The 13,014-nt window shown below is 73.1% G+C and carries 11 protein-coding genes; 6 read left to right on the top strand and 5 right to left on the bottom strand.

Annotated features, from left to right (window positions below; translation table 11 throughout):
- Window positions 1-11 precede the first annotated feature (11 nt).
- Both ACK8OX_RS17220 and ACK8OX_RS17215 read right to left on the bottom strand, forming a co-directional pair.
- On the bottom strand, window positions 12-1,190 hold the full coding sequence (locus ACK8OX_RS17220) for an acetyl-CoA C-acetyltransferase (RefSeq protein ID WP_430665457.1): 1,179 nt from the start codon (window positions 1,188-1,190) through the stop codon (window positions 12-14).
- Window positions 1,191-1,246: 56 nt separating this feature from the next.
- Complete coding sequence (locus tag ACK8OX_RS17215) at window positions 1,247-2,512, bottom strand: alpha/beta fold hydrolase (protein ID WP_430665456.1); 1,266 nt, start codon at window positions 2,510-2,512, stop codon at window positions 1,247-1,249.
- Between the two features lie 430 nt (window positions 2,513-2,942).
- On the opposite strand from ACK8OX_RS17215, the gene phaR reads away from it, so the two are divergent.
- From phaR to ACK8OX_RS17200, 3 genes are all read left to right on the top strand, one after another.
- Window positions 2,943-3,551: a polyhydroxyalkanoate synthesis repressor PhaR gene (gene phaR, locus ACK8OX_RS17210; RefSeq protein WP_430665455.1), complete on the top strand. Its 609-nt coding sequence runs from the start codon at window positions 2,943-2,945 to the stop codon at window positions 3,549-3,551.
- 186 nt (window positions 3,552-3,737) lie between these two features.
- A complete protein-coding gene (locus tag ACK8OX_RS17205) occupies window positions 3,738-4,178 on the top strand; it encodes a helix-turn-helix domain-containing protein (protein ID WP_430665454.1) in 441 nt (146 codons plus the stop codon).
- A gap of 104 nt (window positions 4,179-4,282) precedes the next feature.
- Window positions 4,283-5,104 (top strand): hypothetical protein, encoded by an 822-nt coding sequence (locus ACK8OX_RS17200; RefSeq protein WP_430665453.1) that lies wholly within the window; start codon window positions 4,283-4,285, stop codon window positions 5,102-5,104.
- 48 nt (window positions 5,105-5,152) lie between these two features.
- On the opposite strand, the gene ACK8OX_RS17195 is transcribed toward ACK8OX_RS17200, so the two are convergent.
- The 3 genes from ACK8OX_RS17195 to ACK8OX_RS17185 all read right to left on the bottom strand — a co-directional run bounded on the left by ACK8OX_RS17195 (window position 5,153) and on the right by ACK8OX_RS17185 (window position 8,676).
- The gene (locus ACK8OX_RS17195; RefSeq protein WP_430665452.1) at window positions 5,153-6,604 is read right to left on the bottom strand and encodes an NADP-dependent isocitrate dehydrogenase; all 1,452 of its coding nucleotides are present in this window, start codon (window positions 6,602-6,604) and stop codon (window positions 5,153-5,155) included.
- A gap of 129 nt (window positions 6,605-6,733) precedes the next feature.
- On the bottom strand, window positions 6,734-7,732 hold the full coding sequence (locus ACK8OX_RS17190; protein WP_430665509.1) for an alpha/beta fold hydrolase: 999 nt from the start codon (window positions 7,730-7,732) through the stop codon (window positions 6,734-6,736).
- Window positions 7,732-8,676 (bottom strand): ABC transporter ATP-binding protein, encoded by a 945-nt coding sequence (locus ACK8OX_RS17185; protein WP_430665451.1) that lies wholly within the window; start codon window positions 8,674-8,676, stop codon window positions 7,732-7,734. Before ACK8OX_RS17185 ends, ACK8OX_RS17190 begins: the two co-directional genes overlap by 1 nt.
- Before the next feature lie 88 nt (window positions 8,677-8,764).
- Here ACK8OX_RS17185 and ACK8OX_RS17180 point away from each other — a divergent pair, with 88 nt between their 5' ends.
- The 3 genes from ACK8OX_RS17180 to ACK8OX_RS17170 are packed head-to-tail and all read left to right on the top strand — an operon-like array spanning window position 8,765 to window position 13,000.
- Entirely contained in the window at window positions 8,765-8,989 is a 225-nt protein-coding gene (locus ACK8OX_RS17180) for a zinc-finger domain-containing protein (RefSeq protein ID WP_430665450.1), read from the top strand.
- Between the two features lie 4 nt (window positions 8,990-8,993).
- A complete protein-coding gene (gene polA, locus ACK8OX_RS17175) occupies window positions 8,994-11,804 on the top strand; it encodes a DNA polymerase I (protein WP_430665449.1) in 2,811 nt (936 codons plus the stop codon).
- Complete coding sequence (locus ACK8OX_RS17170) at window positions 11,801-13,000, top strand: MFS transporter (protein ID WP_430665448.1); 1,200 nt, start codon at window positions 11,801-11,803, stop codon at window positions 12,998-13,000. The genes polA and ACK8OX_RS17170 overlap by 4 nt, the downstream gene beginning before the upstream one ends.
- Window positions 13,001-13,014 lie beyond the last annotated feature (14 nt).

Below are 13,014 nucleotides of genomic sequence, written 5' to 3'. Positions count from 1 at the left end.
CCCCCGTCAGGTCAGGCCGCGCGCTCGACGCACATCGCGACACCCATGCCCCCGCCGATGCACAGCGTGGCCAGGCCTCGCTTCGCGCCGCGGCGCTGCATCTCGAACAGAAGCGTGTTCAGCACCCGCGCGCCCGAGGCGCCGATGGGATGGCCGAGTGCGATGGCGCCGCCATTGACGTTCACCTTCGCCGGATCCCAGCCCAGGTCCTTGTTCACCGCGCAGGCCTGCGCGGCGAAGGCCTCGTTCGCCTCGATCAGGTCGAGGCTGTCGATCGACCAGCCCGCCTTCTGCAGGGCCTTGCGGCTGGCCGGGATCGGGCCGGTGCCCATGATGGCGGGGTCGACGCCGGCGGTCGCCCAGCTGACGATCCTCGCCATCGGCGCGATGCCTCGCTTCGCGGCCTCGGCGGCGCTCATCACCACCACCGCCGCGGCGCCGTCGTTGATGCCGGACGCGTTGCCGGCGGTGACGGTGCCGTCCTTGCTGAAGGCGGGGCGGAGCTTGGCCAGCACCTCGGCCGTCGTCTCGGGCTTCGGATACTCGTCCTCGGTGACCACCACGTCGCCCTTGCGGCCCTTCACGGTCACCGGCGCGATCTCGTCCCTGAAGCGGCCGGCCTTCATCGCCTCGCCCGCCTTGCGCTGGCTGGCGGCGGCGAACTCGTCCTGCTCCTGGCGGGTCAGCTGGTATTTCTGCGCCACGTTCTCCGCCGTGGTGCCCATGTGGTAGCCCTGGAAGGCATCCCACAGCCCGTCCTTGAGCATGGTGTCCACCAGCTCCAGCCCGCCCATCTTCTGGCCGGCGCGGAGATTCGCGCAATGCGGCGACTGGGTCATGCTCTCCTGCCCGCCGGCCACCACGATGGCGGCGTCGCCGGTGGCGATCTGCTGGGCGGCGAGCGCCACGGCCCGCAGGCCGGACCCGCAGAGCTGGTTGATGCCGAAGGCCGTGCGCTCGGCCGGGATGCCGGCGGCCATGGCGGCCTGGCGGGCGGGGTTCTGGCCGGCGCCGGCGGTCAGGATCTGGCCGAGGATCACCTCGTCCACCTCCTCGGGCCGGACATTGGCGCGGGCAAGGGCGGCCTGGATCGCCACCGTGCCCAGCGCATGGGCCGGAAGGCTGGCGAAGGCGCCGCTGAAGCTGCCGACCGGGGTGCGGGCGGCGGAGGCGATGACGATCTCGGTCATTCGGGGGTTCCTTGTGTGGACCGGCGTGGCGACAGTTTGCTGCGCCGCAGGGGGCGCTACAAGCCGCGAAGCCAATCCAGCAACGGCCGCCACAGCGCGGCTTCCGCACCGCTGCCCGCCGCCATGCCGATATGCCCGGCCTGCGCCTCGTGCAGCACGGCCCGGCGCAACCGCCCCGCCAGCGGGCGGGCGGAGGCCGGGGGCACGATCCGGTCGCGATGCGGGATGGCGAGGAAGACGGGCATCGCCAGCGCCGCGGGGTCCACCACCGCCCCGGCCACCCGCCAGGCGCCCCGCGCCGGCGTGTTGGCGCCGTACCAGCCGCCCAGGCATTCCCGCGCCACGGGTGCGGCCAGCGGCACGCCGTCATTCAGCCAGTCTTCCAGCGCGACGAACCCCTCGGCCCGCGCCGAGGCGGGGTCGAGCCGCGCGAAGGCGCGGTATTTCTGCGCCACCCCCCAGGGGTCGAGCCCGGTGAACAGCGCCTGGATCGCATCCACCGGCAGCGTGCCGGTCGCCTGCATCAGCGGCTCCAGCCCCGGCAGCAGCGCGGCGGCGGCGCGCGCGCGGCCGGCCTCCGCCGCGCCGGCGTGGAAATCCCACGGCGTCGCCAGCAGGCCGAGCGCGGCCACGCGGTCCGGCCGGCGCAGCGCCGCGGCGAGCGCGAGAAGACCGCCCATGCAGTAGCCCACCAGCACCGCCGGCCCGGGCAGCGCCGCCAGCGCGCGTTCCAGCCTGCCGGCGATGTAGTCGGTCAGGGTGAAGGCGCGCTCCACCTCGCCCGGCCAGCCCCAGTCCAGCAGCAGCGGCCGCACCCCCTGCCCGGCCAGGAAGCGCATCAGCGACCGGCCGGGCAGCAGGTCCAGCACATGCGCGCGGTTCACCAGGCTCGGCACCAGCACCACCGGCAGGCCCGCGGCGCCCGGCAGCGCATGGTCCAGCAGCCGTGACCCGCCTTCCGACCAGATGGCCGGCGGGTCCGGCACGGTGCGGTGCCAGGGATGACGGCGATAGGCGGCGATGCCCGCCAGCAGCGCGCGGTCCTGCCGCAGCAGGCGGCGCAGCACGGCGCCGCCGAAGGCCTCAGGCGCGTGGCCGCCGTCCGCGAGGGCGCGGAGGATCCGGTCGGCTTCCGCCCGCCCCGCCTTCGAGATCGGCCAGGCGTCGTTCCAGCTCGGCCAGCCGGGCGCGGAGGACGCCATCACCGCCCCCGCCATCGCCGCCACCCCCCGCGCGCCCCCCATCGCCAGGTGCAGCGCCAGCGGGCGCGGCCCCCGCCGGCGGAACGGCCGGGGCAGGTCCGGGCGCGCGGTCGTGTTCATGCGGCGCTGCGGCCGGGAAGGGCCAGGGGAAGCCGGCCGGGAAGGCCGGCGGGCGCGGCGCGGTGGCGGCCCTGGTCCAGGCCTGGGCGAAGGCGGCGCAGGCGGCCGCCATCGCCGCCCAGCCCTCCGCCACCTCCCGGTCGGCCGCCATCGCGGCGATCTCGCTCTGCCACAACGTGATCCAGTCCTCGGCGAGGCGGTCGAGATCCGCCCCCGCCTGCCTCGGGGTGTCGTCCTTCGGGGTGTCCCCCTGCATCAGCCTCTCCCGCCGGGCCAGGGCCGGGCCCGGCGCACCGGGGTTGAAACCCACGCCGGACGATTTGCGCAACAGGAGTTTCGCACCGCACCCAGGCACATGGTAGGATCGTCCCACGCGGCGGGACACCGTCGGCAAGGTCGGCCCCAGACGGGGCCGCGGGAAGGCAAGCACATGTCACAGGACACCACCAACCCGCCGGGGGCCACGTCCGAGACCCCGGCCATGCCCCCGGTTGTCGTGAAGAAATACGCCAACCGGCGGCTCTACAACACGGAATCCTCCTCCTACGTCACGCTCGAGGACCTGGCGGCGATGATCCGCCAGGGGCGGCACTTCGTCGTCTACGACGCCAAGTCCGGCGAGGACATCACCCGTTCCGTCCTGACCCAGATCATCGTCGAGGAGGAGGCGAAGGGCCGGCACCTGCTGCCGATCTCCTTCCTGCGGCAGATCATCGGCTTCTACGGCGACGGCATGGGCACGCTCGTCCCGCGCTACCTGGAATCGATGATGGGCGCCTTCGCGCAGCAGCACGAACAGATGCGCCGCACCGTCCAGCAGACCATGGGCGGCTTCATGCCCTTCGGCGGGCTCGAGGAGATGGGCAAGCAGAACATGGCGATGATGGAACGGGCGATGAGCCTCTTCGCCCCGTTCCGCCCCGGCCAGGACGGCCCCGAAGGCAGCGAGGCCGCCCGCGTCGCCGCGCTCCAGGCCGAGATCGAGGCGCTGCGCCGCCAGGTGGAGACGCTGCAGGCCGCGGCGCGCAGAAAGGACTGACCGGCGCGGCCCTGCGCGGTTGCCTTCGCCGGCCCGCGTCTTGCGCCTGGGTTGTGTAAGCCCTCCGGTTTCTTGCGTTGTCCGAACAGGCGAAACTCACGCCTTTGTCATGCGCGTCTTGGTGGAACGCAACGCTATCTGCCGCATTGCAGGAGGCGTCTGAATGCGGGTCGAGGGGCGAGAAGAATGGAAACCACCGGGATCGAGCGGCGCCGCAACGGCGAGGCGCCGGCCGAGCGGCCCGGGCAGCGGGCGAACGCTGCCGACCGCCATGTCGGGGCCCGCATCCGCGAAAGGCGGGTGATGATGGGCCTTTCCCAGCAGCAGCTGGCGAAGATGATCGGCGTCACCTACCAGCAGGCGCACAAATACGAACGCGGGCTGAACCGCATCTCGGCCGGCCGCCTGTTCGAGATCGGGCAGGTGCTCGGCGTCCCCGTGTCCTGGTTCTTCGAGGGGCTGGCGCCGGAAGGCGGCGGCAACGAAGCGTCCCCCCGCCAGCGCATGTGCCTCGAACTCGCCCGCAACTTCGCGCTCATCGACAACGAGAAGCACCAGGAGGCGCTGAGCCAGATGGCGCGCGCCCTGGCCGCGCAGTCCCAGGCGGAGCGCGACGGCCAGCCCTGAGGCCGGCCGCGCCCCCGGAACCGACACCCCGGAACCGCCGCGGCACGGGTCGCGTTCGGGCGGCGCGCCCCGCGCGCATGGCGCGGGAGGGGGCGAGGTCCACCATGATGCGACGAGAGAGAACGGGGCCGGCGCCCCGCCATGCCGGTGCGCGAAGGTCCTGGCGCTTCCTCTGGATCGCGCTCGGCGTCGGCGTGGCCGGCGCGGCGGCGGTTCTGATCATGGCCGACACCGCGCCGCCATCCCGGTCGCGGAACTGGGGCGCGGGCCTGGTGCCGACCGAGGTGCCGCGCCCGCCGCAGCCCGCCGCGGACTCCGCAACTCCCCCCCTTCCCCCTGCCCCCTCGGCGGCCCGGCAGGCCGAACTCGCGGCGGAGGAGGCGCGGCTCGCGGCCCTGCGGTCGGCGCGGGTCGAGCTGGAACGGCAGGTCGAGGCGCTGCGGCAGGAAGCCGAGCAGCGCCGACGCGACATGCCCGGGCGCAAGATCCTGCCCGACAACCTCGGCAGCGGGGCGCCGGTCGCGCCCCAGCCCGCATCCGGCCCCGCAGCCCCGCCCGCCGCCGCCTTGCCAGCCCCCGCGCCACCCGTCGCCATGCCCGTCCCGCCCGCCGCCCCGGCGGCGCCCGAGCCGGCCGCCCGCGCCGCGCGGGTCTTCGTGCACCACCGCGCCAATTCCGGCACCGCGGCGGCGGCGGCGGAGGAGGTGATGCAGACGCTCCGCGCCTCCGGCTTCGAGGTGCAGGCCCCGCGGCCCGTGCCCTTCGTGCCCTCGACCCCCGTGGTGCGGTATTTCCACGAGGAGGACCAGGCGGCGGCGGCGCGCCTGGCCGGGCGGCTCGGCCGCGGCTGGGCGATCCAGGACTTCCGCGCCTTCCTGCCCCAGCCCCCGCCGCAGACGCTGGAGGTCTGGCTGCCGGGCGGCTGACCGGCGAGGCCGTCGCCGGACCTCCGCCGGCGCCGGGGCCGTGCGCCTTCAGGCCTTGCTGTAGGCGTCGGCGCCGTCGAAGCGCTGCAGCTTCTCGATGTGCATCCAGTTGTGCTGCCGACCGATGCGCTGGAGCAGGTCGGTGATCTCCGCGATGCCGTTGCCCTTCGGCGCCTCCTTGAACATGAATCGGGCGCGGAAATGGTCCACCAGGAAGGTGTTGCCGCCGAGATCCGGCCACACCTGCGCGCCGCGTGACGAGATCATGTCGAGCGTGAAGGCCGACCCTTCGGCCGCCGCGGCGAGCGTGATGCCGATGGCGCGCGGGTCACGTTCGGATTCGACGAAGACGTCGACGCCGACGAGTTCCCGCGTGGTCGCCGCGCGGTACCAGGTGATGGCGGGCCACTTCTTCATCGCGATCGGGCGGTACTCGCGTTCCGGCACCTTCGCGCTGGTCCGGCCGAGATTGGCGGCCACGCGCTCCACGAAGGCGCCGGTGGAGGCCCCCTGGCCGGGGGGCGCGATGTCCCCCGTCAGGTCCATCCCCTCCTCCAGCGTGACATAGAGCGCGTGCTCCACCTTCGATGCGGTCGCGAAGTCGCCGATGTGGCGCAGCATCATCACCGCGGAGAGCAGCAGCGCGGTGGGGTTCGCCAGCCCCTTGCCGGCGATCTGCGGGGCCGAACCGTGCACTGCCTCGAACATCGCCACCTGGTCGCCGAGATTGGCCGAGGGCGCGACGCCGAGCCCGCCGACCAGCCCCGCCGCCAGGTCCGACAGGATGTCGCCGTTCATGTTGGTCATCACGGTGACGTCGAACTGCTCCGGCCGGATGACCATCTGGTGGGCGCAGTTGTCCACGATCATGTGCTCGTGCTGGAGGTCGGGGTAGTCCCGCAGCACCGCCTCCCCCACCCGCTTCATCATGCCTTCGGTCAGCTTCATGATGTTCGCCTTGGTGGAGACGGTGACCTTCCGCCGCCCCTCCGCCATCGCCAGCGCGGCGGCGAGCCGCACGACGCGCTCGCAGCCGACCTCGGTGATCAGCTTCAGCGTCTGCGCGACTCCGGGCGTCTGCATGTGCTCGACGCCCGCATAGACGTCCTCGACATTCTCGCGCACCACGACGAAGTCGATCCCCCGCCCCGTGAAGGGCGTGCGGATGCCGGGCAGCTCGCGCACGGGGCGGATGTTGCCGTACATCTCGAAGATCTTGCGGAGCGTGACATTGGCCGACTTCTCGCCATGGCCGACCGGGGTCTCCAGCGGACCCTTCAGCGCGACGCCGTTGCGGGCGATGGAATCCAGCGTCTCCTGAGGGGCGCCGGAGGGGATGCCCTTCCGGAAGGCCTCCGCCCCGGCCACCGCATCCTCCCATTCCAGCCGGGCGCCGGCGGCGGCGAGGACCTGCTGCGTCGCGCGCATCACCTCGGGCCCGATGCCGTCGCCGGCGATGGCGGTGACCTTGGTGCGGGCGGCGGCGGGGGTGGAGTCCATGGGAACCTCTGGGTGAAGGCGGGTTGCTGCGCCGCGGTATAGGATCGCGACCCTGTCCCGAAGATGACCAGGATCAATCCCGGGTCACGTTCAGACGAGCCGGCCGCCCCGCGCAGCGCGGGGCGGGCGCTACCGCGCCAGCCAGCGCGGCGCGTTCCCCTCCGCGCCCGAGGGCAGCGGCGCGTCGGGCGCGGCGAGGAAGGCGAGGATGTCGCCCGCCACCGCCGCCCGGTTCCGGCCGGACAGGAGCAGATGGTAGCCGTCGGGATAGACGCCCATCCGCACCCGGCTGTCGGGCGGCAGGCTCCGCATCGCGGCGCGGGTCATCCGCCCCGGCACGATCATGTCCTGCTCGCCATACAGGAGCAGCACCGGCACCTGCGCGCCCCCCTCGCCGCGGCAGCAACGCGGCAGGGCGGCGACCGCGGCCTCCATCAACAGGATCAGCCCCGTCGCGGCATCGACGCGCGTGTTGCGGATGGCCAGCGGGTCCCGGCCCAGCCGGCGCAGCGCGGCGTCGTTGTCGCTCGCGACCACCCCGCCGACGCCGCCCTGGAAGGGCACGGCGGGGATGGTGCGTTCGGCCAGCCACAGCCCGCCGCGCATGAAGGGGTTCATCAGCGCGCGCTGCCACAGCGCCGGCGCCAGCAGCACATAGGCATCGACCGGCGGCGGGTCCTCTCCCGTCGCGGCAAGGATCGCCACCGCCGCGCCCATGCTCTCCCCCAGCACGAAGAAGGGCAGGCCGGGGTGGCGGGCGCGCAGCAGGCGCGCGGCGGCGGCGGCATCCGCCGCCATCGTCTCGCCCCCCGCCCAGTAGCCGCGGTTGGGCGCGCGGCCGAAGCCGCGCTGGTCGAAGGCGTAGACCAGCAGGCCGCCCCCGCGGAAGGCGTCCAGGCTGTCGGTCAGGAAGTTGCCGGAATGGTCGTTGAAGCCGTGCAGCGCCAGCATCACGGCGCGCGGCGGGCCTTCGGGGGCGAAGCGGCGCAGCGGCAGGCGGGCGCCGTCGGCGGCCAGGATCGCGTCCCCGGCCAGGGCGGGCACCGCCAGCGGCGGGCCGGCCGGCATCACCACCGGCGTGCAGGCGGCGCCGAGCAGCAGCAGCGCCAGCAGCGCCAGGCCGCGCATCACGCCGCCGTCTGTTCCCGCGTCAGCCGCAGGAAGATCGCGTTCAGGTCCGCCTCCTTCGTCGAGAGGTCGACGATGCCGAGCTCCGCCTCCCGCAGCGCCTCCAGGATGCCTTCCACCGCCACGTCGCGGGCGCGGTAGTGGAGCACCAGCCGCCGGGGGGTTTCCAGCGTCGCGCGGAAGCGCGCCAGCAGCGCGGGCACGGCGTGGATGTCGCGGTCCAGCGTCACCGTCAGCGCCTTGTCGTCCATCCGCGCGATCAGCTCCCGCGTCGGCTGGTTCGCGATCAGCAGCCCGTGGCCGATGATGGCGATGCGGTCGCAGAGCTGCTCCGCCTCCTCCAGGTAGTGGGTGGTGAGAACGATGGTGGTGCCGTTCGCGTTCAGCCCGCGGACCATGCGCCAGAGCTGTTCGCGCAGCTCGATGTCGACGCCCGCCGTCGGCTCGTCCAGCACCAGCACGGGGGGTTCGTGGACCATTGCCTTGGCCACCAGCAGCCGCCGCCGCATCCCGCCCGACAGGCTGCGCGCATAGGCGTCCGCCTTGTCCGCCAGGCCGACCGCGTCCAGGATCTCCATGGTGCGCCGGCGGGACCGCGGCACGCCGTAGAGCCCGGCCTGCATCTCCATCGTCTCGCGCGGGGTGAAGAAGGGGTCGAGGTTCAGCTCCTGCGGGACCACGCCGATGCGGCGGCGCAGCCCGATCGGGTCCTCGTCCAGGTCCACGCCCCAGACCTTCGCGCTGCCGGCCGTCTTGCGGACCAGGCCGGCGAGGATGCCGATCAGCGTGGACTTCCCCGCGCCGTTGGGCCCGAGCAGCCCGAAGAAGGACCCGCCCGGGACGGCCAGGTCCACGCCGCGCAGCGCCTCCTTCCCCGGCCCGCCGTTGCTGCCGGGGTAGGTCTTGCGCAGGCCGGTGATCTCGATCGCGTTGGCGGGCTCCATGCCGGGGGAGGTAGCGGGTCGCGCCGGGCTGGTCCACCTCGGCCCATCCCCCTATGTTCCCGCGGCCCGACTGCCTGAGGACCCAGCCATGCGCGACCCGCGCCAGACCGGCTACACCCCCGTCGAGACCCCCGGCGTGACGCCGACCGAGCATTTCACCGTGGAAAGCCGCACCGTCGGCTGCGACGGCGGCGGCGGGGCGCTCGGCCATCCGCTGGTCTACCTGCGGATCGAGGACCGGCAGGTCACCTGCCCCTACTGCTCCCGCACCTACCTGCTGGCCGAGGGCGCCGGCGACGACCACGGGCACTGAGGCGGTGAGCGGCACGGAAGGCAACGGCATCCAGCCGGTCGCGCCGGGGGAGCGCAGGCTCATCCTGGTGGACGGGTCGGGCTACATCTTCCGCGCCTTCCACGCCCTGCCGCCGATGACGCGGCCGGACGGGGTGCATGTGAACGCCGTCTTCGGCTTCACCCAGATGCTGTCGCAGTTCCTGGCGCGGCATGCGGCGAGCCACATCGCGGTGGTCTTCGATTCCAGCCGCACGACCTTCCGCAACGAGCTGTATCCCGAGTACAAGGCCCACCGGCCCGAACCGCCGCCCGAGCTGGTGCCGCAGTTCCGCCTGGTGCGCGACGCGACCGAGGCTCTCGGCGTCTGCAAGGTGGAACAGCAGGGCTACGAGGCGGACGACATGATCGCCGCCTATGCCAAGGCCTTCGCGGCCACCGGCGGCACCGTGTCCATCGTCTCCTCCGACAAGGACCTGATGCAGCTGATCGGCCCGGCGGTGGAGATGCTGGACCCGATCAAGCAGAAGCCCATCCGGGAGCCGGAGGTGCTGGAGAAGTTCGGCGTCCCCCCCGGCAAGGTGGTGGAGGTGCAGGCCCTGGCCGGCGATTCCACCGACAACGTCCCGGGCGTGCCCGGCATCGGCATCAAGACCGCGGCGCAGCTCATCGCCGAATACGGCGACCTCGAGACGCTGCTGGCCAGCACGGCGAAGATCCGGCAGCCCAAGCGGCGCGAGGCGCTGGAACAGAATGCCGAGAAGGCGCGGATCAGCCGGCGGCTCGTCACGCTCGACGCCGATGCGCCGCTGCCCGTCCCGATCGAGGCGCTTGAGGCGAAGCCGCCCCAGCCCGCGACGCTGGAGGCCTTCCTGCGCGAGAACGGCTTCCGCAGCCTGCTCGCCCGGCTCGGCTTCGGGGAAGGCGCGGCGACCGCGCGCGGCAACCGCCCCGCCGCCGCGCCCGAGCTGGTGCCGGTCGCCCCCGCGCCGCAGGACGCCCCCTTCGGCCCCTACGAGACGGTGACGACGCCCGATGCGCTGCGCGCCTGGATCGCGGAGGCCGAGGCGGCGGGCGTGATCGGCTTCGACACGGAGACGGACAGCCTCGACGCGCTGAAGGCCAATCTCGTCGGCCTGTCCATCGCCACCGCGCCGGGCCGCGCCTGCTACGTGCCGCTGCGCCACCAGGGCAGCGGCGACCTGATGGGCAGCGCCACGCCCGAGCAGATCGCGCCCGAGGCCGCGCTGGCCGCGCTGAAGCCGATGCTGGAATCGCCTTCCGTGCTGAAGGTGCTGCACAACGCCAAATACGACCTCGAAGTGCTCTGCCGGGCGGAGAACGGCGGCATCGCCGTCGGGCCGGTGGACGACACGATGCTGATCTCCTACGCCATGGATGCCGGGCGGCACGGGCATGGCATGGACGAGCTGTCGCTCAAGCATCTCGGCCACGCGCCGGTCAGCTACGACAGCGTCACCGGCACCGGCCGCGCGCGCATCCCCTTCAGCCTCGTCCCGCTCGACAAGGCCACGGCCTATGCGGCGGAGGATGCGGATGTCACGCTGCGCTTCTGGCTGAAGCTGAAGCCGGAGCTGCGGGCGCGGAAGGCGCTTGCGCTCTACGAACAGGTGGAGCGCCGGATGGTCGGCGTGCTGCGGGACATGGAGATCGCCGGCATCAAGGTGGACGCCGCCGAGCTTGCCCGCATAGGGGAGGATTTCACGGCGAAGCTCGCCGAATACGAGAAGCGCCTGCACGAACTGGCGGGCCGCCCTTTCAACGTGGGCTCTCCCAAGCAGCTCGGCGAGATCCTGTTCGACGAGATGAAGCTGCCCGGCGGCAAGCGCAGCAAGCTGACCGGCGCCTGGGGCACGGATGCGACGGTGCTGGAGGAACTGGCCGCCAAGGGCGTGGAGATCGCGCGCTGCGCCATCCAGCACCGGCAGATCCAGAAGCTGAAATCCACCTATGTGGACGCGCTGGCGCAGAAGGCGGATGCGCGGGGGCGCGTGCACACCGACTTCGCGATGGCCGTCACCTCCACCGGCCGCCTCTCCTCCACCGAGCCCAACCTGCAGAACATCCCGGTCCGCACCGAGGAAGGCGCGCGCATCCGCCGCGCCTTCGTGGCGGAGCCGGGCAACATCCTGATCTCCGCCGACTACAGCCAGATCGAGCTGCGGATACTCGCCCATGTCGCCGACGTGCCGAGCCTGAAGGACGCCTTCGCCAAGGGCGAGGACATCCACAGCCGCACCGCGGCCGACATCTTCCGCCTCGACCCCGCGGCGGTGGACCGGGAAGCGCGGCGGCGGGCCAAGACCATCAATTTCGGCATCATCTACGGCATGTCCGCCTTCGGCCTCGCCGCCCGGCTCGGCATCGGCCCAGGCGAGGCGCGGGGCATCATCGATGCCTATTTCGCGCAGTATCCCGGCATCCGCGACTGCATGGAGCGCTTCAAGGAGGATGCCCGCACCCGCGGCTATGTCGAGACCCCCTTCGGCCGCCGGCTCTGGATCGCCGAGATCGGCGCGAAGGATCCCGCCCGCCGCGCGGGGGCGGAACGCGCGGCGATCAACGCCCCCTTCCAGGGCGGCGCGGCGGAGGTGATCAAGCGCGCCATGGTGCGGCTGCCGAAGGCGCTGCGCGACGCCGGCCTCGGCGCGCGGATGCTGCTGCAGGTGCATGACGAGCTGGTCTTCGAACTGCCGGAGGCCGAGCGGGACGCCACCGCCGCGCTGGTGAAGGACGTGATGGAGAACGTGGCGGAGCTGTCGGTGCCCCTCGCGGTCGAGGTCGGGCACGGCCATAGCTGGGCGGAAGCGCATTGAGCACGGCCACGGGGGCGGCAGCCGTCCCGTCCTGGACGGCGACCGAACGGCGCACGCTGGGCGCCATCGGCCTGGCGCATGCGACGAGCCACCTGCACATGCTGGTCTTCCCGCCGCTGTTCCCGCTGCTGCGGGACCAGCTCGGCGTCGGCTTCGTGGAGCTCGGCCTGGCGATCACGGTGTTCAGCGTCGTCTCGGCGCTGACCCAGGCGCCGGTGGGCTTCCTGGTGGACCGCATCGGCCCGCGCCGCGTGCTGACGGCGGGGCTGGTGCTGGGCGGCATCGCCTATGCGGCCTTCGCCGTGTTCGGCGGCTACATGTGGCTGCTGCTAGCGGGCGCCATCGCGGGGCTGGCGAATGCGGTCTACCACCCGTCGGACTACGCCATCCTGAACGGCGGCATCGGCCAGGCGCGGATGGGCCGCGCCTTCTCGCTGCACACCTTCGCGGGCTATGCGGGGGGCGCGGTGGCGCCGGCGCTGATGCTCGGGCTCGCGGCGCTGCTCGGCGTGGCGGGGGCGGTCTTCGTCGCCGGCGCGCTCGCCTGGGTCGCGGCCGCGCTGGTCTGGGCCTTCTGCCCGCGGGACGAGGCGATCGCGAAGCCGAAGCCGGTGGCGGGGGCGAAGCCCGCGCGGGTGCTGAGCCCGACGGTGATCGAGCTGACGGGCTTCTTCGTGCTGATCGCGCTCGGCGTCGGCGGGCTCAACGGCTTCGCGGTCGCGGCGCTGGTCGCCGGTCTCGGCGTGCCGATCGGGCTGGCGAGCGCGGGGCTGACCGCGTTCCTGGCGGGCTCGGCGGGCGGCGTGCTGCTCGGCGGCGGGCTCGCGGACCGCGTCAGGCGGCACGGGCTGCTGGCCTCGGGCGGCTTCGCGGGGGCGGCGCTGCTGGTGGCCTGCGTCGGGCTGGTGCCGATGCCGGCGGCGCTGACGGTGGTGATGCTCGGCGGGGCGGGCGTGCTGTCCGGCCTCTGCATGCCGTCGCGAGACATGATGGTGCGCGCCGCGGCACCGCCGGGCCAGGCGGGGGCGGTGTTCGGCATCGTCTCCACCGGCTTCAACATCGGCGGCATGGTGTCGCCCCCGCTGTTCGGCTGGCTGATGGATGCGGGCCACCCGGTTTCGGTCTTCCTGGTCAGCGCGGGCTTCATGGCGATCACCGCGCTGGCCGCCGCGGCGCAGGAGCGGCGGGGGAGGTAGGACGCGCCGCCCGC

This window comes from Falsiroseomonas sp. CW058 (genome assembly GCF_050563535.1).
In the GTDB taxonomy this organism is placed as follows: Bacteria; Pseudomonadota; Alphaproteobacteria; order Acetobacterales; family Acetobacteraceae; genus Falsiroseomonas.
Note: the sequence above shows the minus strand (reverse complement) of the source record. Positions and strands in the feature narration are given on the sequence as shown.